Below are 24,274 nucleotides of genomic sequence, written 5' to 3' on the forward strand. Positions count from 1 at the left end.
CGGCGCCACCGTCCTCGCCGCTGCGATCCCCGTCGTGGCGCTGACCACCGACCTCGGCCTCGCCCCGTGGCGGCTGGTGGCCTGGCTCGGCGAGCACGGCGGGCCGTTGCACGCACTGCTCGCCGGCTGGCTGCTGCTGGCGCCGGCGCCGCTCCTCCTCGCCGCACTGCTGCGCCCCCGTACGCCGTGGCCGTGGGCGGGCCTCGTCGCGCTGCACCTGCTCGCGGTGACCGTGGTCCTCGCGCGGTTCCCCCACCTCGTGCCCGCCGAGGTCTGGCCGGTGCTCGGTGCCGCCGTGGTGGTGGCGCTGGCGTCGGTGGTCAGCTGCTTCGGGGGTGCCCGCCCGGGATCGGCACCGTGACGTCGTACGGCGTGCGCGTGTAGACGAACGTGGCGCACTCCAGGTGGCTCACCGTGCCGTCGGTCGAGCGGTGCACCCGCAGCCGCTCGCCGCGGTGGTAGCCCGCGGTGCCCACGATGCGGCCCCCGTCGAGCGTGAACCGCTCCTCGACCTCCGCGAACCGCAGGTCGCGCAGCAGCAGCTGCTCGCCGTGCCACTCCAGCCCGAACGCGGTGTTGCCCCAGAACCACACGCCGAGCAGCTCGGACGCCTCCGCGGGCACCGCCACCGACGGTGCCCAGCGCTCCCAGCCGTCCTCGGCGTCCACCGGCAGCCCGGCGAGGAGCTGGCCCGGCACGGCTGCGGTGTCGAGGCCGGTGGTGGCGTTCGTCAGCAGCACGGCCGCGTCCCGGGTGGCGCGGTCCACGAACAGCGACGCCAGGAAGCCCGGCATGGAGCCGGTGTGTCCCCAGAGCGTGGTGCCCGGAGCACCGTCCGGACCGAGCTCGGCCCGGCGCACGCCCAGGCCGTAGAGCGCGGCGGGCGGCACCGGACGCGCCATCTCCTCCAGCGTGGCGGCACCCAGCACGTCGGGGTGCCCGGTGACCAGGAAGTCGGCCCAGCGCAGCAGGTCCGCGGTCGTGCTCCACAGCTGCCCGGCCGGCGCCATCGCCCCGGTGTCGGTGAGCGGCTCGGGGGTCAGGGTGTGCGCGAAGTGGTCGACGCTGCGCCCCGGTGCGTGGTCGGCGGGTGGGTGGTAGTCGGTGGCGCTCATGCCCAGCGGCTCCAACAGCCGCTCACGCACCGCCTGCCACCACGACACCCCGCGCAGCCGGGCCACGACCTCGCCGAGGAGCGCGTAGCCGAGGTTGGAGTAGTGGAACCACTCCCCTGCCGCCGCCACCCGGCCGGCACCGTCGTTCGCGGCGAGCAGGGCGGCGGCGCCGCCGCTGCCGGTGCGCTCCCACCACGACCCCACGGGCTCGCTCTGCAGTCCGCCGGTGTGCGAGAGCAGCCGCGTCAGCGAGACGTCCGCGTAGCCGCCCGCCTCACCCACGAACCGGCCCACCGGGTCGTCGAGCCCGAGCCGGCCCTCGTCACGCAGCTGCAGCACCAGCACAGCGGTCAGGGTCTTGGTGATCGACCCGATCCGGTACGACGTCCCCGGCGAGACCTCGGGGCCGGTGGGGTCCACCGACAGCGCGCCGGACCACACCGGCTCGCCGCCGCGGGCGACCGCGGCGACGACCGACGGCAGCCGGCCGGCGGCCTGCAACCGGGCCAGCACGGCGTCGTAGGGCTGGGGATCGGATCCCACGACGGGCCTCAGTCGGCGTAGGCGTCGATGGGCGGGCAGGCACAGACCAGGTTGCGGTCGCCGTAGGCCTGGTCGATGCGGGCCACCGGTGGCCAGTACTTGTCGACGGTGTGGCCCGCGGGGAAGACCCCGACCTCCCGGCTGTAGGGCCGCTGCCACTCCCCGACCAGGGCTCGCGTGGTGTGCGGGGCGTGGTGCAGCGGGGACTCGTCGAGCGTCCACTCGCCGGCGGCGACCCGGTCGATCTCGCCCTTGATCGCGATCATCGCGTCGCAGAACCGGTCGATCTCGGCGAGGTCCTCGGACTCGGTCGGCTCGACCATCAAGGTGCCGGCCACCGGGAACGACATCGTGGGGGCGTGGAAGCCATAGTCGATGAGCCGCTTGGCGACGTCGTCGACGGAGACGCCGGTGGCGCGGGTGATCTCGCGCAGGTCGAGGATGCACTCGTGCGCGACCAGGCCGGTCTCGCCGCGGTAGAGCACCGGGAAGTGCTCGCCGAGCCGGGCGGCGATGTAGTTGGCCGAGAGCACCGCCACCGCGGTCGCCCGGGTCAGCCCCTCGGCGCCCATCATCCGGATGTAGGCCCACGAGATAGGCAGGATCCCGGCGGAGCCGTAGGGCGCGGCGCTGATCGCCCCGGTGCCCTCGCGGCGCTTCGGGTCGGGGTGCAGCAGATGCGTGGGCAGGTACGGCGCCAGGTGCTCGCGCACCGCGACCGGGCCCACACCGGGGCCGCCGCCGCCGTGCGGGATGCAGAACGTCTTGTGCAGGTTCAGGTGCGACACGTCGCCGCCGAAGCGTCCCGGTCGGCCGTAGCCGAGCAGGGCGTTGAAGTTCGCGCCGTCGATGTAGACCTGGCCGCCGGCGGCGTGCACGATCTCGCAGAGCTCGGTGATGCCCTCCTCGTAGACGCCGTGCGTGGAGGGGTAGGTGACCATGATCGCGGCGAGCCGCTCGGCGTGCTCGTCGCACTTGGCGCGCAGGTCGTCGAGGTCGACGGTGCCGTCGTCGAGGGACTTCACGACCACCACCCGCATCCCGGCCATGACCGCGGAGGCGGGGTTGGTGCCGTGCGCCGAGGACGGGATCAGGCAGACGTCGCGCTGCGACTGGCCCTGGGCGCGGTGGTAGTTGCGGATCGCCAGCATGCCGGCGTACTCGCCCTGGGCACCGGCGTTCGGCTGGATCGAGACCCGGTCGTAGCCGGTGACCTCCGCCAGCCAGCCCTCCAGCGACTCGATGAGCTCGCGGTAGCCCTCGGCGTCCGCCGCGGGCACGAAGGGGTGCAGGTTCGCGAAGCCGGCCAGCGAGATGGGCTCCATCTCGGTGGTGGCGTTGAGCTTCATGGTGCAGGAGCCGAGCGGGATCATGCCGCGGTCCAGCGCGTAGTCGCGGTTGGCCAGGCGCGTGATGTAGCGCAGCATCGAGGTCTCGTTGTGGTGGGTGTTGAACACCGGGTGGGTCAGGAAGTCCGTCGTACGACGCACGTCCGCGCCCAGCGCGCCCGTGGCCACCCGCTCCCCCGCGGCGTGCTCGGCACCGAAGGCCCGCAGCACCACGTCGACCACGCTGAGCGAGGACTCCCCCACGCTGATGCCGACGTGGTCGGCGTCCACCAGCCGCAGGTGCACCCCGCCCTCGCGGGCGGTGCGGACCACGTCGGCGGCGCGGCCGGGCACCCGGGCGAGCACGGTGTCGAAGAAGGAGTCGTGCACGACCTGCACCCCGGCGTGGCGCAGCCGGTCGGCGACGAGCGAGGCGGCTGCGTGCACCTCCTCGGCGATCGCCTTCAGGCCGCCGGGGCCGTGGTAGACGGCGTACATGCCGGCGGTGACGGCGAGCAGGACCTGCGCGGTGCAGATGTTGGAGGTCGCCTTGTCGCGGCGGATGTGCTGCTCGCGGGTCTGCAGCGCCAGCCGGTAGGCGGGGCGGCCCTCGGCGTCGAGCGAGACGCCGACGAGGCGCCCGGGCAGCTGCCGCTCGAGGCCGGCGCGCACGCTCATGAACCCGGCGTGCGGGCCGCCGTAGAACAGCGGGACGCCGAAGCGCTGGGCGGAGCCGACGACCACGTCGGCCCCGAGCGTGCCGGGCGCCTCCAGCAGGGTCAGTGCGAGCAGGTCGGCGGCGACGACGGCGAGCCCGCCGCGGGCGTGCACCGCGTCGATGAGCGGCTTGATGTCACGCACGCGGCCCGAGGCGCCCGGGTACTGCACCAGCACCCCGGCCGCAGCCTTCTCGCCGAGCTCGGGCAGGCCGTCGGTGAGGTCGGCGACGACGACCTCGATCCCGAGGCCATCGGCGCGGGTGCGGACCACGTCGATGGTCTGCGGCAGCGCGTCGGCGTCGAGGACGAACGGCCCTGAGGCCTTGCGGTTGGCGCGGTAGGCCAGTGCGAGCGCCTCCGCAGCGGCGGTGCCCTCGTCGAGCAGCGAGGAGCCGGCGGTGGGCAGGCCAGTCAGGTCGGCGACCACGGTCTGGAAGTTGATCAGCGCCTCGAGCCGGCCCTGGGAGATCTCGGGCTGGTACGGCGTGTAGGCCGTGTACCAGCTGGGGTCCTCCAGCACGTTGCGCCGGATCACCGCCGGGGTGACGGTGGCGTGGTAGCCCAGCCCGATCATCGGCTCGCCGGGCACGTTGGCCGCGGCCAGCGCCCGGAGCTCGGCGGCGGTGGCCTCCTCGCTGAGCGCCGCCGGCAGCTTCAGCGGCTCGCGGGTGCGGATGGTGGCCGGGACGGCCTCGTCCATCAGCGCGTCGAGGCTGGCGTGGCCGAGCCGGTCCAGCATGGTGGCGACCTGGCGGTCGTCCGGGCCGATGTGGCGGTTCACGAAGGGGGCACTCATCAGCAGGCAGGCTTCCTCGGGATCGACTGATCGAAGCCTCCCCCTCTGTCGGCTGCGCCTCCAGAGTTGCCTGCTCCACACGGTCCGGGCGCCTGAGAGGTTCCGGGGAGGAATTGCCCCTTCGGCGCAGGCCTGCACCGCCTCAGCGGCACATCCTGACTCTCCCGTGCGGGATGATCAGCAGTCCAAGCCTAGCGGTTCAGCCGGCGGTGCGGGCGGCGCGGCGCGCAGCGAGCTCGTCGCCCTCGACGGATGCGGCCGGCGCGTCGGAGTCGGCGGCGGACTCGCTGGGCAGCTCGGCGAGCGTGCCCTCGATCTCGCGCCACACACCGCCGATGGCGATGCCGAAGACACCCTGACCGCCCTGGAGCAGGTCGATGACCTCGTCGTTGCTGGTGCACTCGTAGACCGAGGCGCCGTCGCTCATCAGGGTGACCTGGGTGAGGTCGTCGGTGCCGCGCTCGCGCAGGTGGCTGACCGCACTGCGGATCTGCTGCAGCGAGATGCCGGCGTCGAGCAGGCGCTTGATGATCTTGAGGATCAGGATGTCGCGGAAGCTGTAGAGCCGCTGCGATCCGGAGCCCTTGGCTCCACGGACGCTGGGCTCGATGAGGCCGGTGCGGGCCCAGTAGTCGAGCTGACGGTAGGTGATGCCGGCGGCGCTGCACGCCGTCGGACCGCGGTAGCCCAGGTCGCTGGGCAGCGGGGACACGTCGTCGGTGAACAGGAGACCCTGCTCCTCGGCGACGGCGGCCGCCTCAGCTTCACGCTGAGCGGTCTGCTGTGCCGTCTCCGGCTGCTGCTCGTTCACTGGTCCTCCACGGTCCGTGTCCTGCCCGCATCATGACGATGTCGTTCGGCTCATCAAGGTACGGCCGCGGCGACTGGCGGGTCAAAGACGTCGCTGGGCGTGTCGCCGAAAACCCTCACTCTCGGGTTGAGGTTGAGAGTCCTCGCCACTCTCACGACTCCTCGTTCCCGATCTCCCCGCCGCCGGAGAAGTCGTCGGCGGAGACGTGGTCGAGGAACTCGCGGAACCTCTCGACCTCGTCCTCCTCCTCGGCCGGCGCGGCGATGCCGGCCTCGGCCAGCACGTCTTCCTCGCAATAGATCGTGGTGCCGGTGCGCAGTGCCAGCGCGATCGAGTCCGAGGGACGCGCGCTGACCTCGACGCCGGAGCTGAAGACGAGCGTCGCGAAGAAGACGCCGTCCTTGACGTCGGTGATCCGCACCTCGCTCAGCTCGTGACCGACCGCGTCCAGGATGTCGCGCATCAGGTCGTGCGTCAGGGGCCGCGGCGGCACGACGCCCTGCTGGGCGAAGGCGATCGCGGTGGCCTCCACCGCTCCGATCCAGATCGGCAGGTAGCGCTCGCCGTCGCTCTCCCGCAGCAGGACGATCGGCTGGTTGGACGGCATCTCCACCCGGACCCCCAGGACATCCACCTCGCGCATGTGCCCCAGCCTACGCGGGACTCACAGCCGCCGGAGCCCTGCCTTCACCAGCGTGGCGTGCAACCGTACGGCGAGGGCGGCGATCTCGCTGGTCGCCGCCTCGGCGCGCGCCGCGGCGCTGGCGTCCCGGCTGCGTCGTACAGGCGCGACGACCTGCTCGATCAGGCCGACCTCGCGGTCGGCGGCGGCCCGGAAGCCGCGCAGGTGGCGCGGCTCGATGCCGAAGTCGGCGAGCTCGCGGGCGGTCCGGGCGATCACCAGCGCGTCGGTGTCGTAGTGCCCGGTCGGCGAGGCCGTGACGAGTGCGTAGTCCTCCAGCTCGCCCAGCAGGCGCTCGTCGATCTCGGCCACCTTCATCAGCTCCTTGCGGGACAGGCGCAGCCGGTCGGTGCGACGGAAGGACTCCGGGGCCGGCAGGCCGTCCTCGCCGATGGCCACCTTGGGCACCGTCGGCACGACGGGGTCCGGCAGGGGCGGGGCGAGCCCGCGGTCCATGGCATCGAGGTGCTCACGGATCACCCGCCGCGGCAGGTAGTGGTCGCGCTGCATCCGCAGGATGTAGCGCAGCCGGTCCACGTCGGCGTGGGAGAACTTGCGATAGCCCGACGGCGTCCGCTGGGGCTTGATCAGCCCGTCGTCCTCCAGGCCGCGGAGCTTGGAGATGCTGATCAGCCCGCCGAAGTCGGGGGTCAGCAGCTCCAGCACCTGCCCGATGTTGAGCAGGGGGTCCCGCTCGCCTCGGGCGATGGCCTGGGCCATCCTCAGGCGCCCTCGTGACCGGCGAAGAAGACCAGGCGGTACTTGCCGACCTGGACCTCGTCACCGTCGGTGATCGTCGTCTTCTCGATCCGGTCACGGTTGACGTAGGTGCCGTTCAGGCTGCCCGCGTCCTCCACCGTGAAGGTCGCGCCGTCGCGGCGGAAGACCGCGTGCCGGCGGGAGACGGTGACGTCGTCGAGGAAGATCCCGCTCTCCGGGTGCCGCCCGGCGGTCACCTCGTCGGCGTCCAGCAGGAACCTGCTGCCCGCGCCGGGGCCCTTCTGCACGACCAGCAGCGCGTGCCCCTTGGGCAGCGCGTCCACGGCGGCGGCGTCGACGGCGCTGAGCGCCCGGTCGGAGGTCGTCTCGGAACGCTCGGCCCCGGGCACGCCGGCACCGAACTGGATCGTCGCGGTGGCGTCGCTGACCGGAGGCGCGGCGCCCTCGGCGACCAGGCGGTTGCCGCACTGGGCGCAGAAACGGGCGTCGTCGGGGTTCTGCCGGCCACAGGCGGTGCAGAACGGCATCAGGGTGCTCCTTGGGGGTCGGGCTGGTCGAGTGACGAACCTACCTGATCAGATGTCGAGCTGGGCCTCATACGCGGCCGCGTCGAGCAGGTCGCCGACGGCGGCGGGCTCGGACGGGACCACCTCGAAGAGCCAGCCCGCGCCGTACGGGTCGTTGTTGACCAGCTCGGGGGTGGCGTCGAGCGCGTCGTTGACCGCGACCACCTCGCCGCTGACCGGGGCGTAGACGTCGCTCACGGACTTCGTCGACTCCAGCTCACCGCACGGCGTGCCCGCGGTGACCGTCACGCCGACCTCGGGCAGGGAGACGTAGACGATGTCGCCCAGCGCGTCCTGGGCGTAGTCGGTGATGCCGACCCGAACCGATCCGGCAGCCTCGCCCGGCTCGCGCAACCACTCGTGCTCGACGGTGTACTTCAGGTCGGCGGGGTTCGTCATGGCGTGCACATTACTGCCCTGGGTCGGGCACGGCGTAGCGAGGCTCGTCGCGACTGGTGACCTCTTCGATGTCCACCGTGTCGAGGCGGACGACCTCCACCCGGGCGCCGTCCTCCTCGATCTGCTTCTTGGGTCCGAGCGCGAAGCTGATCGCCGAGCTGAGCGCAGCGGGGTCGCCGATCACGTCGATGACGTACGGCGCCTCGATCTCCTCCCCGCCCGCCAGGAACCCGCTGTCGGTGACCTCGAAGGCGGTCTGGGCCACCACCCGGACCTTGCCGTTGATCGACATCGCCTCCGCGCCGACCGAGCGGAGCTCCTGCACCGTGTCGATCACCGACCCGAGGCTGACCCGGCCATCGACCTCGGTGATGGTGATCCGGATCCCCGGTCCGGTGACCGGCACCAGGCCGGCCAGGATGCTGAGGCTGTCGACGGTGTCCTGCGCTTGGTCCAGCGCGGTCTGGCGTCGGGTCGTGTCGTCGCGCAGGCCGCCGGCGGCCTCCTCGAGCCGCTCGATCTCGGCCTCCGTGCGCTGCCGGGTGCCGGCCAGGCCGTTGAGCAGGTCGATGAGCTCCTGCTGGCGCAGCCCGGCGTAGTTGTCCTCGGTGCCGGTCACCCGCACCTGGGTGACGGCAGCGAAACCGAGCAGCCCCAGCAGCACCGCGGCGACCAGCTGCTGGCGCGTCGGTCGGAGCAGGGCTTGGCGGATCCGGTCCGGGGCGCTGCGCTCCTCCAGCGGCGGTGGGGCCGGCGCCTCGTCCGGCTTGTCGGTGGGTTTGTCGGTGGGCTCCTCGACCGGCTGCTCCGCCGGCTCCTCGACGGGCTCCTCGATCGGCTCCGCGGCAGGCGTCGTCCCTTCCGGGTCGACGTGCTTCCCGGAAGGAGCAGAGCTGCGGGGGTCGGGGGTCTGCTCAGGCATGGAACAGGTGCCTGCGGATCGCGGCCGCGTTGGTGAAGATCCGGATGCCCAGCACGACGATCACGCCGGTGGAGAGCTGACCGCCGACGCCGAGCCGGTCGCCGAGGTAGACGATGCCCGCGGCGATGACCACGTTGGACAGGAAGGAGACGACGAAGACCTTGTCGTCGAAGATGCCGTCCAGGTAGGCGCGCAGGGCACCGAAGACGGCGTCGAGTGCCGCCACCACCGCGATGGGCAGGTAGGGCTCGAGCCCGCCGGGGACGTCGGGCTGGAACACCAGGCCCAGCGCGACGCCGACGAGCAGGCCGAGGACCGCGATCATCCGGTGCCACCTCCGTCCGTCCGCGGGCTCAACAGCCGCGTCGCCTCTCGCAGCGAGCGCTGCGAGCTCGGCGCCGCCGGGAGCTCGAGCCCGTCGACATTGTCCACTTCGTAGGAGAATCCGTAACGATTGACGAGCGCCAGGAACTGCTGGCCGCTGGCCGCCTCCAGCAGCTCCGAGGAGAGCGTGCCCGGGTTGCCGATGGCGCTGACCGTGTACGGCGGCGCCACGCCGATCTTGTTGACCTCGACCGCGTCACCGGACGTGCGGATGCCCGAGGTGGCCGTGAGCCGCTGACCGTTGATCGCGATGGCCTCCGCCCCGGCTGCCCACAGTGCGTCCGCGAGCAGCGCGAGGTCGGAGTCGCGCAGCACGTCGTTCTCCTCGGCGTACGCCGGGTTGTCGACGGTGACCCGCACGCCGTCGCCGGTGACCGGCTCGAAGCCGGTCCACGCCCCGATCCGGGTACGACGCGCCTGGACGTCGTTGTAGGCCGAGCCGAGCCGGCGCAGCGTCACCTGTGCTTCGGCGTTGTCCTCACGCAGCTGGGCGGCCTGCTGCTGCAGGCCGGCGACGCGCTCGCGACGGACCTCGATCCGCTCGATCAGGCTGGTCCGGCTCGCGCTCTGCACGTCGGCGTTCTGCGAGGTCTGCACCGCCGCGACGGTGACCATCAGCGCGAAGCACGCGACCACGAGGACCACCGCCGTGCGGGAGGCCCGGCGGTCGGTGCCGGTGGCGGACTGCGCGCGCTTGCCGGCCGCGACCTGGTAGTCGCGGTCCATCGCCTCGTAGGTGATGAGCGCCAGCAGCGGCGTGCGCGAGCGGTCCACCGTCTCCATCAGCGGCCTCGGCGCTCCGGGCGCTCGGGACGTTCGGTGGTCGCCAGCAGCGTGCGGACCTGCCATGCGTAGAGCACCCCGGCCCACCAGTAGAGCCCCACGCCCCACAGCGCGAGCGACCAGCCGAAGATCCGCGCCAGCGTCGCCCCGGTGCCGTCACCGTCGCCGAGGAACAGCAGCGGGAAGGAGTAGAGCAGCGTGAAGGTGGCGGCCTTGCCCAGGAAGTGCACGGGCAGCGCGCTGTAGCCGCGGGTGCGCAGCAGCGGGACCAGGCCCCACAACAGCAGGTCGCGCAGCGGCAGCGACAGCGCCAGCCACCACGGGATGACGTCGCGCATGGCCAGGCCGACGACGACGGCGAGGATGTAGAGCCGGTCGGCGACCGGGTCGAGCAGCTGGCCGAAGACCGACTGCTGGTTCAGGCGCCGGGCCAACCAGCCGTCGAGGTAGTCGGTCGCACCGGCGACCATCAGCACCACCAGCGCGAGCAGGTCCTCCTCGGGGCCCAGCACCAGCCACAGGAAGAGCGGGATGCCCAGCAACCGCAGCGCGCTCAGCGCGTTCGGGACGGTCATCACCCCATGATCGTCGCCCGGCGCGGAGCGTGCGTCCGGGGCATCCACGCGCGTCACCCTAGTGCTCACGAGCTCTGCACCGGCTCATCCGAGTGGGCCGCGTCGCGGATCTCCCCCACGAGCTCCTCGATGACGTCCTCCAGGGCGATCAGGCCGAGGGTGGTGCCGTCGGGCTCCACGACGCGGGCCATGTGCGCACCTCGGCGCTGCAGCACCTCGAGGGCGTCGTGCAGCAGCGCGTCCGGGGTGACGGTGGCGAACGGGCGGATCCAGCGGTCGGCGACGGGGCGCTGACGCCGCTCCTCGTCGGGCTCCAGCACGTCCTTGATGTGCAGGTAGCCGATCAGCTCGGGGCCGGTGCCGTCGGTCGACGGCGTGTCGGCGACGACCGGGAAGCGGCTGAACCCGGTCGCGGCGCACAGCGCCTCCACGTCGGCGGCCGACGACCCGCGGACCACCGTGGCCAGGGTCTCGGGCGGCATCGTCACCGAAGCCACCGTCTTCTCGGTGAACCCGAGCGCACCGGCGAGCCGGCCGTACTCCTCCTCGGCGAGCAGCCCCTCCCCGTGGGACTCCTCCACCAGCGCGGCGACCTCCTCGCGGGTGAACGTGCTGCCGATCTCGTCCTTGGGCTCGATCTTCAGCATCCGCAGGATGGCGTTGGCCATCGCGTTGATGGACACGATCACGGGCCGCAGCACCATCACCACGCCGTACATCGGCGGGCCCAGGATCAGCGCCGCGCGGTCGGGTCCGGCGATGGCGAGGTTCTTGGGCACCATCTCCCCCAGCACCACGTGCAGGAAGACCACGACGGTCAGGGCCAGCACGAAGGCGACCGGGTGCAGCCACGCGTCGGGCACGCCGACCTCGTGGAAGACCGGCTCGATCAGGTGCGCCAGCGCCGGCTCGCCGACGGCACCGAGGCCCAGGGAGCACATGGTGATGCCGAGCTGGGCGCCCGCCATCATCTGCGAGACCCGCTCCATGGCGGCCAGGGTGATCTTGGCCATCCGGGAGCCGGCCTGGGCCAGGGGCTCGATCTGGGAGCGGCGCGCGGAGATCAGCGCGAACTCGGCGCCCACGAAGAAGGCGTTCGCGGCCAGCAGGAACACGGCGAGCAGCACGCCACCGAGGTCACTCATCGCCGGCCCCCCGCCGCCTCGAGCCGGGCACGGTCGTTGCCGGCTCGGGGCTCTCCTCGACCCGCATGCTCAGCCGGTCGATCCGTAGCCCGTCCATGTGGTCCACCCGGAGCACGGCATGGGACGCCGGCGCCTCCTCGTCCTCACCCGCCGCCGGCAGCGGTACGACGGCCTCGTCGCCGTTCGTGGGGATGCGCCCCAGCACCTGCAGCACCAGCCCGGCGACCGTGTCGTAGTCGTCGCCCTCGGGCAGCGGCACCCCGGTGAGGTCCTCGACCTCGTCGGGACGCAGCAGGCCGGACAGCGACCACGAGCCGTCGCGGCGCAGCCGGCCGCGGCTGCCGGACCGGTCGTGCTCGTCGGCGATGTCGCCGACGATCTCCTCGATCACGTCCTCCAGGGTCACGATGCCCGCGTGGTCGCCGTACTCGTCGAGGACGATGGCCATCTGGAAGCTCTCGGCACGCAGCAGGGCGAGCAGCGGGTCGAGGCGCAGCGAGTCGGGCACCACGATCGGCTTGGCCATCAGGTGCTTGACCTTGGTCGTGGCCCGCTCGTGCAGCGGCAGCGCGACGGCGTTCTTGACGTGCACCGTGCCGACGACGTTGTCGGAGTCGTCGAGGACGGGGAACCGGGAGTTGCCGGACTCCCGCGCCAGCGCGATCACCGCGCTCGCCCGGTCGTTGACGTGCAGCGAGCGGGTGCGCACCCGCGGCGTCATGATCTCGCCGGCGGTGCGGGTGGCGAACTCCACCGAACGCTCCATCAGCTCGGCGGTGTCGGGGTCGAGCGTGCCCTCGTCGGCGGAGCGCTGGATCAGCGAGGCGAGCTCGGTGGAGCTGCGCGCCGAGCGCAGCTCCTCCTGCGGCTCGACGCCGAGACGGCGCACGATCGCGTTCGCGCTGCCGTTGAGCACCCGGATCGGGCCGGCGCACAGCGCGGTGAAGGCGCGCATCGGGCCCTGGGTGATCCGGGCGGTGGCCATCGGCACCGAGATCGCCACGTTCTTGGGCACCAGCTCACCGATGAGCATGGTCAGCAGCGTGCTGATCACCAGGCCGGAGGCGAGCGCGACCGGGCCGACGGCGCTCTCGGCGAGCCCGGCGTCGCGCAGCGGTCCGCGCAGCAGCTGGGCGAGCGCAGGCTCGGCGAGGAAGCCGATGGCGAGGTTGGTGATCGTGATGCCGACCTGGGCCCCGGAGAGCTGGGTCGACAGCGAGCGGAGCGCCCGTTGCACGCCGAGGGCGGCGGCGTCGCCCTCCGCGGCGGCCCGGTCGACCTGGCCGCGGTCCACCGTGACGAACGCGAACTCGGCGGCGACGAACAGCCCGCAGGCGACGATCAAAAGGATGGCAAGCCCCAGCAAGAGCCAGGCGGTCATCGAGGTCCTTCTACGCAGCGGGATGGAGTGGGATCACTCTACGGGACCGGGTCCGGTCCCGCTGCGTCGCTGGCGTCAAGCAGGGGCGCCGGGGTCAGGCCGGGGTGGTGGCGAGGGCGCGCACGTCGCCGCTGCCGTCGGCCGCGACCCAGCCGACACCGGGCTCGAGCCTGCGGATCACCCGGGCGGGCACCCCGCCGACGACGGCGTGGTCCTCCACCTCGCCGCGCACCACGGACCCGGCGGCGACGACCACGTTGCGTCCGATGGTGGTGCCCGGCAGGATCATCGCGCCGTGCCCGATCCAGGAGCCGGAGCCGATCCGGACCGGCTGATGGATGCCGAACTGGCGCCCGATCGGGGTGTGCGGGTCGGAGTAGCCGTGGCTGGCGTCGGAGACGAAGACGTCCTGGCCGAACCAGACGTCGTCGGCGATGGTGATCGACTCGTGCGCGGTGACGCACAGCCGCGCCCCGAGCACGCAGCGGTCACCGATCACCAGGGCCCGCGGCGGCAGCACCGCCTGCGTCGGGCCGTAGCCCACCGACAGCGTCGCGTAGCGGCCGATCAGGGTATCCTCGCCGATGTGGATGGCGCCGGCGCCGAAGACCGTGGCCAGCGGGAACCCGAGGCAGCTGCCCCGGCCGAAGGCGCCGAACTCCGCACCGAGGTCGGTCTCGGGGGTGACGTCACCGACCCGCTCGGCCAGCCTCCAGGCGGCGTGGACGGAGCGGTTAAGCAGGCGGCGCACGGGCCGCGGCACGGAGGGCACGAGAGGCAGGTTACTCACCGGCAACCCGGCGTCCGGGCACCCCGCAGGACCGGGCGGAGGGGGACCTAGTATCCGCGGGTGCCAGAGCCCCGGATCCCCGTGCGTCCCGACGTCGTCGCCTACTTCGCCGACGACCCGACGCGGGTCTACCAGCTGCTGCAGTGGCTGCCGGTGCTGGAGCGTCTCGACGAGGTGCACCCGGTCGTCGTGCTGCTGCGCAACCCGGCGACCGCGCCGCTCGTCGCGGAGCGGACCAGGCTGCCCCTGGTGCTGGCCGAGGCGTTCCCCGACCTGGCGACGACGTACGACGAGCTCGGCGCCAAGGTGGTGCTGTACTGCAACAACTCGGCGCTCAACTTCAACTCGCTGCTCGACCACCGCATGCTCCACGTGCACATCAACCACGGCGAGAGCGACAAGCAGTCGATGGTGTCGAACAACTGCAAGGCCTACGACCGGGTCCTGGTCGCGGGTGAGGCGGCGGTGCAGCGGCACCGGGCGGCCATCATGGAGCTCGACGAGTCCCGCCTGGTGCGCATCGGCCGGCCCCAGCTCGACCTGCACCCCGTGCCGCTGCTGCCGCCGACCCGGCGACGCACGATCCTCTACGCGCCCACCTGGGAGGGCGACGCGGACTACAACGACTACACCTCGGTCGACGCGATGGGTCCCGAGATCGTCGCGGCAGCGCTGGCGGTGCCGGACGTGCGGGTGGTCTACAAGCCGCACCCGAAGGTGACCACCAGCCACACCCCGGCGATCCGGGACGGCCACCAGGCGATCCTCGACCTGATCGAGCGCGCCGCGGAGGCCGACCCCGACGCCGGGCACGCCGCGATCTGGCAGGGCGACATCCTCGCCGTCTTCGCCGGCTGCGACGCGATGGTCGCCGACGTCTCCTCGGTGGGCCTGGACTGGCTCTACCTGTGCACCGACAAGCCGATCCTCCTCACCGACCGGCACCGCGACGCCGAGCGGCTGCGCAGCGAGGTGCCGGTGAGCCGGTGTGCGGACGTCGTCGACGCCGACGCTCTGCCCGGCCTGACCGCGCTGCTCACGGACCGGCTCGCCCACGACGAGCACCGGCTGGCCCGGGAGACGATGCGTCGGCACTACTTCGACGACAACGCCGTCGGCGACAGCACGGTGCGGTTCATCGAGACGCTCGGCGAGCTCGTCGCGTTGCGCGACCGGCTCCGCGGTGCGGCGCCCACGGCGCCGCTACCGCCGGGCGAGCAGGGCGAGCCGGGCGAGCAGGGCGTGGGGGCGGCCTGACGCGCGGCGTCGGGCCTTCCTGAGACGCTGGGGCCATGCCGGAGACCCGTCAGACGTACGCCGCCGAGGACCTGTTCGCCGCCTGGCTCGACACCGCGGCGCGCACGCCCGGCGAGCCGCTGCGGATCCAGGTGGGCGGCGAGGTCCGGCTCTTCGAGCCCGAGACCGAGCCGCGGTTCACCGACCCGGCGCACGTGCAGCAGATGGTGGACCGGGTGCTGGCCCACCTGTGCGCCACCGGCAGCCGGTACGACGACCCCGAGGGTGTGGACGCGGCGGCGATCCCCGTCGTGGTCCGGCCCCGGCGCGGCCACCGCCAGGCTCACTACGAGCACGGCGAGCTCCCGGCCCGCGGGGTGATCGCGATCCCGCCGCGAGAGGTGGGTGGTTCCTGGTCATTGCGCGGTGCGGTGGTGCTGCACGAGCTGGCCCACCACCTGTGCCCGGGCACCGGGCACGACCGGGCCTTCCGCACCACGTTCCTGCGCCTGCTCGAGGACCTCGGGATGCCCGTGCTGGCCGACCTGCTGCACACCGCCTACCGGCTCAACGGCCTGGACACCGGGGTCGACGACGAGGACCGCACCCTGCTGCGGATCGGTCGGCTGCTGCGCCAGGCCGAGCGGACGAGCAACACCGCGGAGCGCGACGCGTTCTTCGCCAAGGCGCAGTCGCTGGCCACGCGGCACCAGATCGTGCTCGCGGTGGCGCGGGCCACGGCAGGCGCCGAGGAGCGCAGCGAGGAGCCGACGTGGGAGACGGTGCTGATCGGTGAGTCCGGCAAGCGGTCGCTGGCCCGCTACGTGCGGCTGCTGCTGGAGATCGCCCGCGCCAACGACGTGCGGGCGGCGATCTACACCTCCAACACCCGGGTGACGCTCTACGGGTTCGGCTCCGACATCGCGGTGGTCAAGGCGCTCTACGCGGCGCTGGTGACGCAGATGGTCGCCGACGGCGATGCCCACCTGCGCGCGGGCGCACACAAGTCCGACACCCGCCTGGTCTGGGACGCCCGGCGCCGGGCCTGGCAGGAGCGGCCGGTGCACGGCTCCACCGCCCGGGCCGCCTTCTACGAGGCGTGGGCCGACCACGTGGGCGAGCGGCTGCGCCGGGCGCGGGACGCGGCCCGTGACGCGGCGGTCGCGGCCGAACGGGCGGCCGGGTCCACCGTGCCCACAGCGCCGTCGGTGACGTCGGCGCAGGCGGCGCCCGCCGCGACCTCGTCCTCCACCGAGCTCGCTCTGCGGGCCAAGGAGGTGGAGGTCGTCGACTACTTCTCCCGGATGCAGCGCGACCACGGCATCCGCGGCACCTGGAAGGGCGCGGCGTACGCCGGGCACGCCGCCCCCGGCTCCCGCGACGCGGGCATCGCGGCCGCCGCCCGGGCCCGGCTCGGCACCGAGCGCGCGATCACCCGCGGCTGAGGCTCCGGACGGCTCAGGCCGTGGCCGCGAGCCGGTGGCGGCGCCGGCGACCGGAGACGCCGCGCACCGCCTCACCGGCGACGAAGCGCGCGGCGGCGACGGCCGGGTGCAGGTCGGGCTTGGGGTCCCCGCCGGCGCCGAGGCGTCCGATCTGCGTCTCGTACCACTCCGACTCCCCCGCCATGCCGGCCACGGTGGGCAGCGTGTAGCGCGGCAGGGACCGGCCGTCCTCACCGGCCAGCAGCCGGCGGGTCAGGTCGGGGTCGATGGCCAGCGGCCGGCCCAGGCCGATCAGGTCGACACCGGCGTCGGCGAGGAGGGCGTCCATCGCGGCCCGGGTGCGGATGCCGCCGGTCAGCATGAGCGGGACGTCGCCGGCCGCCGTACGGGCGCGGCGGGCGAAACCGGCGAAGTACGCCTCCTTGGCACCGGTGCCGTCGCCCGTGCCGGCGCGCAGTCCGGCGGTCTCGCCGAACAGTGCCGGGTTCTCGTAGGTGCCGCCGGAGATCTCGATCAGGTCGACGCCCTCGGCGACGAGCAGCCGGACGACCTGCTCGGCGTCGTCCTCGGTGAAGCCGCCGTGGCGGAAGTCGGAGGAGTTCAGCTTCACCGCGACGGTGAACCCGGCCCCGGTCGCCTGCCGGGCGGCGCGCACCGCGGCGAGCAGCGCTCGGGCCCGGCCGGGCACGTCGCCGCCCCAGCCGTCGGTGCGCCGGTTGACGTGCGGGGAGAGGAACTGCGCCAGCAGGTAGCCGTGCGCGGCGTGCACCTGCACCCCGTCCAGGCCCGCCTCCTGGCAGAGCCTGGCCGCGGTCCCGAACCCGTCGACCAGCTCGGCGACCTCGTCGCCTGAGAGCGGCCGCGGGCGGGCGAACAGGCCCAGCATCGGCACGGCACCGGCGTCCGCGCTGGGCGCGACCGGGCGGGTGGACAGGAACCGGTTCGCCTGCCGGCCCGGGTGGTTCAGCTGGGCGATCAGCGGCGAGCCGGCCGCGGCCTCGCGCACCCGCCGCAGCCGGGCCACGTCCAGGTGCCGGTCGGCCACGATGTTGCGGCTGCGCTCGAGGTGGCGCCGGTCGACCATCAGGTTGCCGGTGACCAGCAGCCCACCCTGGGCACCGGCCGCCCACCGGCGGTAGAGGCGCTCGTGCGCCGCGGTCGGCTGGTTGTCGGCGTCGGCGAGGTTCTCGGTCATCGCCGCCTTGACGAGGCGGTGCGGCAGGACCAGGCCGCTGGGCAGCGTGAGGGGATCGTGGAGGGGCACGCCGAGATCATGGCGCACGCGTCCAGCCAGGGTGCCGTGCCCGGTGCTCCGTCTCGTCAGCGGTGGGCCGTCTCCGGCGGGCGCGCGCAGTGGGCGAGCGGGCACTCGGGTCGGCCCGGGCCGAGGGCCTCGAGCTGGATCGTGACGTGCTCGAAGGGCACTGGGAAGTGCGAGCTCACGCACTCCCTGATCTGGTCGAGCAGCGGCATCGCTCCCCCGCCGGTGAAGCACTCCTCGTCCACCACGACGTGCCCGGAAAGCACCGGGAGCCCGCTGCCGATGGTCGAGGCGTGCAGGTCGTGCACGTCGCGCACGTGGTCGAGGGCGCTGATGTGCCGCTCGACCTCGGCGACGTCGACGCCGGCCGGCGCGAACTCCAGCAGCACTCGCAGGGTGTCGCGGCCCAGCAGGAAGGCGCGCGGCACGATGAGCGCGGCGATGAGCAGCGCCGCGATCGCGTCGGCGCGCTGGAAGCCGGTGGTGGCGATGACGACGGCGGCCACGACCACGCCGAGCGACCCCAGGGCGTCGTTGAGCACCTCGAGGAAGGCGGCGCGCAGGTTGAGGTTCGCGGTGCGGCGCGAGGCCAGCACCGCGACGGCCGCCAGGTTGAGGAGGAGGCCGACGACGCCGAAGACCAGCAGCTCGGTCGAGGCCACCTCGGGCGGTGCGATCAGTCGCCGCACGCCCTCGACCGCGGTGTAGGCCCCGACGGCCACCAGCAGTGCCGACTGCCCCAGCGCCGCGATCACCTCGACCCGGGTCAGCCCCCAGGTCCGGCGCGAGGTCGGCGGCCGGGTCATCAACGTCGCCGCGAGCACGGCCACGACCAGTCCGGAGGCGTCGGCGAGCGCGTGCGCGGTGTCGGTGAGCAGCGCGAGGCTGCCGGTGACGACACTGCCCACGGCTTGGGCGAGCACCAGCACGGAGGCGAGCCCCAGCGCGATCAGGAGTCGCGTCCGGTTCCCGCCGTCGCTCGACGCGTGCCCCGGCGTGTGCCCGTGGCCGTGGCCGTGGCCGGCCCCCATCAGCTCCGCCCCGCGAGCTGGGCGTCGTGGGCGAGGTGCTCGGCCAGCGGGCGGGACCCTGCCCGATCCGCGAGCCGGCCGGCGGCCCGCAGCAGGGCGTCGAGCCCCTCGGCGTCGGCGAGCGCGAACCAGGAGGCGCGGCCCTCGCTGCGCACCGTGACCAGGCCGCAGTCGCGAAGACAGGCGAGGTGCTTGCTCACCGTGGACTGGGCCAGGCCGAGGTGGTCCACCAGGTCCCGCACCCGGTGCTCCCCGCTGGACAGGTGCTCCAGGAGCGCCAGCCGGGTCGGTTCGGAGAGCGCGTGGAACACCGCGGCCTCGCCGCCACGCGTCACACCCTCGCTCCCCAATTTCATCGCCATACGACGATGAAAGCACATCTCGACGATCCGAGGAAGGCCCCTGGTCGGTGCCGGGCCGGACGGAGTCCGGCCCTCCTCCCCGGCGTGGCGGACGGCGCCATGTCTGTGATGATGCGGATAACGGAACAAGGTGATGGCAAGAGACCGTGAGCGGAGGAATGTGTGGCGGGGAGCATCCAGCGCGGTCTGCCGGGACTCGACGACGCGGACCTGCCCCGCTCACCCGAGCTGCTGGAACGGGCTTGGGCCGCGCACTCCCCTCCCCCGGCGTACGCCGCGCAGTACCGCCGCCTCGCCGAGGCCGCTGTCGAGGCCGGCATCCACCCCCACGACCTGGACGCCGCCGACCTCGCCTCCAGCGGCCTGTCGGCGCTGGCGCACCGACGTGGCTGGCGGCCCGCCACGGTGAGCCTCTACGCGAAGGTGGCGCGCTACGCCGGCATCCCGTGTCCGGGCCTGCGCACGCCGGAGCCGGACCGCACCGCGCTGCCGCTCGCTCCCCTGCTCGCGCAGCCCGCCGCGGACGCGAGCCCGGCGCAGGTGCGGGTGTGGGTGTGGCTGTCGGTGGCCCGGCGCTGGCCGGCTCCGCTGCCGGTGTGGACCGGGTTGCGGGTCGAGCACCTCGCGCTCAGCCCGGCGCACCGGCGGCTGACCGTGCGCTACCTGCAGGGTTCCGCGCTCGGCCGGCCGCTGGCCACCCCGGCCGACCCGGCCGCGGCGGCGTGGGCGCGGTGGCTGCAGCTACGCGACGGCATCCCCGGGCTCGCGGAGAGCCCGTGGGCGCTGCCCAACACCCGGCGCGGCAACCGGCCCGACGTGACCGTGGGCAGCCAGCCGTCCGAGCGCGGGCTGGAGGCGGCGTTCAAGCGCTACGTGCGCGGCTGCCTGGAGCGCGAGCACGCCCGCGGGAGGACCCCCGAGCCGGAGATGCTGCGCCGCTACCTCGAGCTGAGCTACGACACCTACCGGCGCCACGTCATGGCGAGCGACCCCGTGGCCCGCGACGCCGCAGGACTGCTCGACCTCGCCCCCGGACACAGCGCCCGCGGCGCCGTCCGAGCCCAGCGTGGCACCTCCCTGATGTGACAGGCTGCCCCCGGGGGGCTGATCCGAACCGGGGCCCGAGGGGCCCGAGGACGGGAGTGCGGGCATGGGTGCACCGACGAACGGGACCGCTGCTCCTCCGCCGGTGCCCGGCGGCGCGGTGCGGTGGGGCATCGTGGGCCCGGGCCACATCGCCGGCGTCTTCGCCCAGGGCCTGCGGCTCGCCCGGGGCGGCACGCTGCACGCGGTCGCCTCTCGCGACCCCGCCCGCGCCGCGGCGTTCGCGGCCGAGCACGGAGCGGCCCGCCGTCACGGCTCCTACGACGACCTCATCGCCGACCCCGAGGTGGACGCGGTCTACGTCGCCACCCCGCACGCCCACCACGCCGCGCCCACGGTGGCGGCGCTGCGCGCAGGAAAACCGGTGCTCTGTGAGAAGCCGCTGGGCATCGACCCGGCGACCACCGAGCAGATGCTGGCCGCCTCCGCCGACAGCGGGACCTTCCTCATGGAGGCGCTGTGGAGCCGGTTCCTGCCGGCCTACGTAGCGCTGCGCGACGAGCTCGCCGCGCACACGATCGGGCGGCCCGAGCACGTCGAGGCCGAGCTCGGCTTCCGGGCGTCGTACGACGCCGGGCACCGGCTGTTCGACCCCGCACTCGGCGGCGGTGCCACCCTCGACATCGGGGTCTACCCGCTGCAGCTGGCGATGCTGGTGCTCGGGCCCGTGGAGGACGTGACCGCCTCGGGCTCCCTGGCGCCGACCGGGGTGGACGCCTCGGTGGTCGCCGAGCTGCGGCACGCCGGCGGCACCACCTCCCGGGTCGTCGCGTCGCTGACCGAGGACCTGCCCGGCACGGCGCAGGTGCTCGGCACGCACGGGCGCCTCGAGCTGCCCGGCCCGATGTACGCCCCGCAGGCGCTGCGGGTCCTCACCACCGCCGCATCCCCGGACGGGCCGGAGATCGTCTCCGACACCACGCTCGCCGCCCCCTTCGAGGGCGGCATGCAGTTCCAGGTCGAGCACGTGCACGCATGCCTGGCCCAGGGCCTGCGCGAGTCCCCCGTGATGCCGCACGCCGTGACCCGGCACCTGGCGTCGGTGATGGCGCAGGTGCGGCGCCAGCTCGGCGCCGTCTGAGCCCCAGCGCATGTCTTGGCCGACCCCGGGTAACGCCTCAACGTGATGCCAGTCATCTGCTCGGCGTCCCTCGACGCCGGCAGACACCGATCTTGGGAGGTACCGACATGGCCAGCAAGATGACGTTCGTCCTCGGCCTGGGCGCGGGCTACGTGCTCGGCGCCCGTGCAGGACGCGAGCGCTACGAGCAGATCGCCGGCAAGGCCCGGCAGCTCGCGCGCAACCCGAAGGTGCAGCAGAAGGCCGACGCCGCCCAGCACCTCGCGAAGGAGAAGGCCGCCGAGGCGAGCTCCAAGGTCAGCGCCAAGGTGCAGGACGTGACCGGCGGCCACAGCAGCACGGGCAGCACCGGCACCACGGGCAGCACCGGCAGCACCGGCAGCCCCGGCAGCACCGGCAGCACCGGCAGCACCGGCAGCACCGGCAGCACCGGCAGCACCGGCGCGGCTGGGCCCGGAGGGACGGGCGGGGGCGCGGCGTGAGCGGCACCCACACCGGGCCGCCCTCCTCCTCTGGCGACCCGTCCACCGGCGAGCTGGTCTCCCAGCTGTCCGCGGAGGTCTCGCGCCTGGTGCGCGACGAGCTCCGAATGGCCCAGCTCGAGGTCTCCGGCAAGGCGAAGAAGATGGGGATCGGCGCCGGCATGTTCGGCGCCGCCGGCCTCCTGGCGCTGTACGGGGTCGGGGTCCTCATCGCCACCGCGGTGCTCGCCCTGGCCCTGGCCCTCGACGCCTGGCTGGCGGCGCTGATCGTGGCGGTGGTGCTGCTCCTGGCCGCCGGGATCGCGGCCCTGCTGGGCAAGAGCAAGGTCTCCGAGGCCTCCCCGCCGGTGCCCAGCCAGGCGATCGGCAACGTCCGGGAGGACGTCGACGCCGTACGGCACCCCGGCATGCACCACTGACCCCACGCACCGCCCGCGGCTGAGGCCGCGGCGCACGACATGCACGACACGAGGAGCGCGCGATGACGGACATGAACGGCCAGCAGCAGAACGGCAAGCACGCGGCGGACACCAGCGGCAGCGAGGCCGGCTCCGGCAGCGAGCAGCCGACCGACCCCGAGGCCCTCCAGCAGGACATCGAGCGCACCCGGGAGGAGCTGGCGGCGACCGTCGACCAGCTCTCCGCGAAGCTCGACGTCAAGAGCCGTGCCCGCGCCGGGGCCGCCGAGGCCAAGGCGAGGGCGAGGGCCAACCCGGCCCCGCTCGCCGTCGCGGGTGCGGTCGCACTGGCGGTGGTGGTCCTGGTGGTGCTGCGTCGGCGCAGGTCCCGCTGATGCTCGGTCTGGGCAAGAAGCACGCTTCGGAGCAGACGTCGAAGCCGGCGCGGACCCGGCCCGAGGGGGCCGGGGACGGCTCACTGGTGCCGAGCGGCGCCGGGGCCGACCGGGAAGGCGCGGTGGGGCCGGACGCCGACATCAAGCCGGACTCCCCGACCGACCTGACCAAGCCGTCGTGGAAGTACGTCCTCCGCAAGACGCTGCGCGAGTTCTCCGAGGACCAGTGCACGGACCTGGCCGCGGCGCTGACCTACTACTCGGTGCTGGCCCTCTTCCCCGCCGTGATCGCCCTGCTGTCCCTGGTGGGTCTCGTCGGGCAGGGCGACGAGACCGTGCGGACGCTGGTCGGGATCCTGCGCGACCTCGGCGCCGGCGGGGTCGCCGACACCCTCGAGCCCACGTTGATCCAGCTCAGCCAGAGCCGCGGCGCCGGCCTCGGCTTCGTCGTCGGTCTGCTGACCGCACTGTGGTCGGCATCCGGCTACGTCGGCGCCTTCGGCCGCGGCATGAACCGGGTCTACGAGATCGAGGAGGGGCGCCCGATCTGGAAGCTGCGACCCGTGATGCTGCTGATCACGCTCGTCACCATCGTGCTCACCGCACTGGTCGCCGTCAGCCTGGTGATCACCGGGCCGGTGGCACAGGTGGTCGGCGACCAGGTCGGCCTCGGCGACACGGCGGTGACCGTGTGGAACATCGCCAAGTGGCCGGTGCTCCTGGTCGTGGTGGTGCTCCTCGTCGCCCTGCTCTACTACGCCACCCCGAACGTCAAGCAGCCGAAGTTCCGCTGGCTCAGCCTCGGCGCGGTGGTCGCGATCCTGACGTGGGTGGTCGCCTCGGCGGCGTTCGGCTTCTACGTCTCGAACTTCGGCAGCTACAACAAGACCTACGGCTCCCTGGCGGGCGTCATCGTCTTCCTGCTGTGGCTGTGGATCACCAACCTGGCGCTGCTCTTCGGCGCCGAGCTGGACGCCGAGCTCGAGCGCGGGCGCGAGCTGCAGGCCGGCCTGCCCGCCGAGGAGGTGATCCAGCTGCCCCCGCGCGACACCCGGAAGAGCGAGAAGGCCGAGATCAAGCGACGTGAGGACGTGGACCGCGGGCGACGGCTGCGCAAGGCACGTGGCCGCGAACCGCAGTAGGACCGAGAACCGAGGAGCAGTCGATGACGCACCACACCGAGAAGTCCACCAGCAAGTCCGCGAAGGTGCTGTACCGGCCGTGGGGACTGATCGCGAGCCTGCTCGGCGGGCTCATCGCCGGGCAGATCTTCCAACGGGTCTGGAAGGCCCTGGACCCGCAGAGCCCCGAGGATCCGCCGACCCCGCTGCAGTCGGAGTTCCGGCTGCGCAAGATCGTCCTCGCGGCCGCCGTGCAGGGCGCGATCTTCACCGTCGTACGCGCCCTGATCAACCGTGGCGGAGCGCGGGCCTTCGAGCGCTGGACCGGGGAGTGGCCCGGCGACTGAGCCGCGACTGACCGGTCGCGGACGGGGTAACGAAGCGCTGAGATCCACCTCCTTCCGCGGCCGCGCCGTGGGAGGAGCCCCGCCCACGAGGAGGAACGCATGACCACCACCCCCGAAGAGCCGCTCAGCGACGACGACATGGTGACGAGCCCTGCCGGGGGTCCGCCCCCGGTGACCGGAGACGCGGACGGCACCGACGGTGACGCCACCGACACGGCCGACGGCGACGCCCACGACTCCGACGGCACGGACTCGGACGGCACCGACTCCGACGGCACCGACTCCGACGGCACGGACTCCGACGCCACCGACGGGGACGCGACCGACACCACGGACGGCGGCGCGTCCTGAG

28 protein-coding genes and 1 riboswitch are annotated in these 24,274 nt (G+C 73.3%); of the genes, 11 read left to right on the forward strand and 17 right to left on the reverse strand.

The annotated features are described in order from the left end of the window. Positions 1 to 34: 34 nt before the first annotated feature. Positions 35 to 361 (forward strand): hypothetical protein, encoded by a 327-nt coding sequence (locus KG111_RS09555; protein WP_205290400.1) that lies wholly within the window; start codon positions 35 to 37, stop codon positions 359 to 361. Here the strand turns inward: KG111_RS09555 and KG111_RS09560 are convergent. The 14 genes from KG111_RS09560 to KG111_RS18480 all read right to left on the reverse strand — a co-directional run bounded on the left by KG111_RS09560 (position 321) and on the right by KG111_RS18480 (position 13,641). Further along, on the reverse strand, positions 321 to 1,658 hold the full coding sequence (locus KG111_RS09560) for a serine hydrolase domain-containing protein (protein WP_205290401.1): 1,338 nt from the start codon (positions 1,656 to 1,658) through the stop codon (positions 321 to 323). The genes KG111_RS09555 and KG111_RS09560 overlap by 41 nt on opposite strands. An 8-nt stretch (positions 1,659 to 1,666) precedes the next feature. Then, a complete protein-coding gene (gene gcvP / locus KG111_RS09565; RefSeq protein WP_205290402.1) occupies positions 1,667 to 4,501 on the reverse strand; it encodes an aminomethyl-transferring glycine dehydrogenase in 2,835 nt (944 codons plus the stop codon). Between the two features lie 70 nt (positions 4,502 to 4,571). Continuing rightward, a riboswitch (glycine riboswitch) is annotated at positions 4,572 to 4,678 on the reverse strand. Between the two features lie 22 nt (positions 4,679 to 4,700). After that, positions 4,701 to 5,228, reverse strand: a complete 528-nt coding sequence (locus KG111_RS09570) for a MerR family transcriptional regulator (protein WP_240195431.1) — start codon at positions 5,226 to 5,228, stop codon at positions 4,701 to 4,703. A gap of 235 nt (positions 5,229 to 5,463) precedes the next feature. Next, positions 5,464 to 5,955, reverse strand: coding sequence for a bifunctional nuclease family protein (locus tag KG111_RS09575; RefSeq protein WP_205290404.1), 492 nt, complete (start codon positions 5,953 to 5,955; stop codon positions 5,464 to 5,466). 21 nt (positions 5,956 to 5,976) lie between these two features. After that, positions 5,977 to 6,714: a transcriptional regulator FtsR gene (gene ftsR, locus KG111_RS09580; RefSeq protein ID WP_205290405.1), complete on the reverse strand. Its 738-nt coding sequence runs from the start codon at positions 6,712 to 6,714 to the stop codon at positions 5,977 to 5,979. 2 nt (positions 6,715 to 6,716) lie between these two features. Next, a complete protein-coding gene (locus KG111_RS09585) occupies positions 6,717 to 7,241 on the reverse strand; it encodes an FHA domain-containing protein (protein WP_205290406.1) in 525 nt (174 codons plus the stop codon). Positions 7,242 to 7,289: 48 nt separating this feature from the next. Further along, on the reverse strand, positions 7,290 to 7,679 hold the full coding sequence (gene gcvH / locus KG111_RS09590) for a glycine cleavage system protein GcvH (protein ID WP_205290407.1): 390 nt from the start codon (positions 7,677 to 7,679) through the stop codon (positions 7,290 to 7,292). Between the two features lie 10 nt (positions 7,680 to 7,689). After that, a complete protein-coding gene (locus KG111_RS09595; protein ID WP_205290408.1) occupies positions 7,690 to 8,601 on the reverse strand; it encodes a DUF881 domain-containing protein in 912 nt (303 codons plus the stop codon). Then, entirely contained in the window at positions 8,594 to 8,926 is a 333-nt protein-coding gene (locus KG111_RS09600) for a small basic family protein (protein WP_205290409.1), read from the reverse strand. Before KG111_RS09600 ends, KG111_RS09595 begins: the two co-directional genes overlap by 8 nt. Then, positions 8,923 to 9,768: a DUF881 domain-containing protein gene (locus KG111_RS09605; RefSeq protein ID WP_205290410.1), complete on the reverse strand. Its 846-nt coding sequence runs from the start codon at positions 9,766 to 9,768 to the stop codon at positions 8,923 to 8,925. Before KG111_RS09605 ends, KG111_RS09600 begins: the two co-directional genes overlap by 4 nt. After that, a complete protein-coding gene (gene clsA / locus KG111_RS09610; RefSeq protein WP_205290411.1) occupies positions 9,768 to 10,343 on the reverse strand; it encodes a cardiolipin synthase ClsA in 576 nt (191 codons plus the stop codon). Before clsA ends, KG111_RS09605 begins: the two co-directional genes overlap by 1 nt. 65 nt (positions 10,344 to 10,408) lie before the next feature. Beyond that, a complete protein-coding gene (locus tag KG111_RS09615) occupies positions 10,409 to 11,488 on the reverse strand; it encodes a hemolysin family protein (RefSeq protein WP_205290412.1) in 1,080 nt (359 codons plus the stop codon). Continuing rightward, positions 11,481 to 12,869, reverse strand: a complete 1,389-nt coding sequence (locus KG111_RS09620; protein ID WP_205290413.1) for a hemolysin family protein — start codon at positions 12,867 to 12,869, stop codon at positions 11,481 to 11,483. The genes KG111_RS09615 and KG111_RS09620 overlap by 8 nt, the downstream gene beginning before the upstream one ends. 94 nt (positions 12,870 to 12,963) lie before the next feature. Then, positions 12,964 to 13,641: an acyltransferase gene (locus tag KG111_RS18480; protein WP_283770544.1), complete on the reverse strand. Its 678-nt coding sequence runs from the start codon at positions 13,639 to 13,641 to the stop codon at positions 12,964 to 12,966. A 78-nt stretch (positions 13,642 to 13,719) separates the two neighbouring features. Between KG111_RS18480 and KG111_RS09630 the strand changes: the two genes are divergently transcribed. Together KG111_RS09630 and KG111_RS09635 are read left to right on the forward strand one after the other, a co-directional pair. Continuing rightward, entirely contained in the window at positions 13,720 to 14,916 is a 1,197-nt protein-coding gene (locus KG111_RS09630) for a CDP-glycerol glycerophosphotransferase family protein (protein ID WP_205290414.1), read from the forward strand. 35 nt (positions 14,917 to 14,951) lie between these two features. Next, positions 14,952 to 16,340, forward strand: coding sequence for a DUF7168 domain-containing protein (locus KG111_RS09635; RefSeq protein ID WP_205290415.1), 1,389 nt, complete (start codon positions 14,952 to 14,954; stop codon positions 16,338 to 16,340). 13 nt (positions 16,341 to 16,353) lie between these two features. Here KG111_RS09635 and KG111_RS09640 read toward each other — a convergent pair whose 3' ends face one another. The 3 genes from KG111_RS09640 to KG111_RS09650 are packed head-to-tail and all read right to left on the reverse strand — an operon-like array spanning position 16,354 to position 18,967. Beyond that, the gene (locus KG111_RS09640; protein ID WP_205290416.1) at positions 16,354 to 17,604 is read right to left on the reverse strand and encodes an oxidoreductase; all 1,251 of its coding nucleotides are present in this window, start codon (positions 17,602 to 17,604) and stop codon (positions 16,354 to 16,356) included. 56 nt (positions 17,605 to 17,660) lie between these two features. Beyond that, a complete protein-coding gene (locus tag KG111_RS09645) occupies positions 17,661 to 18,632 on the reverse strand; it encodes a cation diffusion facilitator family transporter (RefSeq protein WP_205290417.1) in 972 nt (323 codons plus the stop codon). Then, a complete protein-coding gene (locus KG111_RS09650; RefSeq protein WP_283770545.1) occupies positions 18,632 to 18,967 on the reverse strand; it encodes an ArsR/SmtB family transcription factor in 336 nt (111 codons plus the stop codon). Before KG111_RS09650 ends, KG111_RS09645 begins: the two co-directional genes overlap by 1 nt. A gap of 189 nt (positions 18,968 to 19,156) precedes the next feature. On the opposite strand from KG111_RS09650, the gene KG111_RS09655 reads away from it, so the two are divergent. From KG111_RS09655 to KG111_RS09690, 8 genes are all read left to right on the forward strand, one after another. Beyond that, complete coding sequence (locus tag KG111_RS09655; RefSeq protein WP_205290418.1) at positions 19,157 to 20,080, forward strand: hypothetical protein; 924 nt, start codon at positions 19,157 to 19,159, stop codon at positions 20,078 to 20,080. A gap of 64 nt (positions 20,081 to 20,144) precedes the next feature. Next, positions 20,145 to 21,179 carry a Gfo/Idh/MocA family protein gene (locus KG111_RS09660; RefSeq protein WP_205290419.1) on the forward strand — a complete coding sequence of 345 codons (1,035 nt, stop codon included), beginning with the start codon at positions 20,145 to 20,147 and terminating at the stop codon, positions 21,177 to 21,179. 107 nt (positions 21,180 to 21,286) lie between these two features. Then, a complete protein-coding gene (locus KG111_RS09665) occupies positions 21,287 to 21,661 on the forward strand; it encodes a hypothetical protein (protein WP_205290420.1) in 375 nt (124 codons plus the stop codon). Continuing rightward, positions 21,658 to 22,080 carry a phage holin family protein gene (locus KG111_RS09670; RefSeq protein ID WP_205290421.1) on the forward strand — a complete coding sequence of 141 codons (423 nt, stop codon included), beginning with the start codon at positions 21,658 to 21,660 and terminating at the stop codon, positions 22,078 to 22,080. Before KG111_RS09665 ends, KG111_RS09670 begins: the two co-directional genes overlap by 4 nt. 62 nt (positions 22,081 to 22,142) lie before the next feature. Beyond that, entirely contained in the window at positions 22,143 to 22,454 is a 312-nt protein-coding gene (locus KG111_RS09675; RefSeq protein WP_205290422.1) for a DUF3618 domain-containing protein, read from the forward strand. Then, positions 22,454 to 23,596, forward strand: coding sequence for a YihY/virulence factor BrkB family protein (locus KG111_RS09680; RefSeq protein WP_205290423.1), 1,143 nt, complete (start codon positions 22,454 to 22,456; stop codon positions 23,594 to 23,596). The genes KG111_RS09675 and KG111_RS09680 overlap by 1 nt, the downstream gene beginning before the upstream one ends. Positions 23,597 to 23,619: 23 nt before the next feature. Beyond that, on the forward strand, positions 23,620 to 23,922 hold the full coding sequence (locus KG111_RS09685) for a DUF4235 domain-containing protein (RefSeq protein WP_205290424.1): 303 nt from the start codon (positions 23,620 to 23,622) through the stop codon (positions 23,920 to 23,922). A 99-nt stretch (positions 23,923 to 24,021) separates the two neighbouring features. Then, the gene (locus tag KG111_RS09690; protein ID WP_205290425.1) at positions 24,022 to 24,273 is read left to right on the forward strand and encodes a hypothetical protein; all 252 of its coding nucleotides are present in this window, start codon (positions 24,022 to 24,024) and stop codon (positions 24,271 to 24,273) included. The last annotated feature ends 1 nt before the right edge of the window (position 24,274 follow it).

It is taken from the genome of Nocardioides faecalis (assembly GCF_018388425.1).
GTDB lineage: Bacteria > Actinomycetota > Actinomycetes > Propionibacteriales > Nocardioidaceae > Nocardioides > Nocardioides faecalis.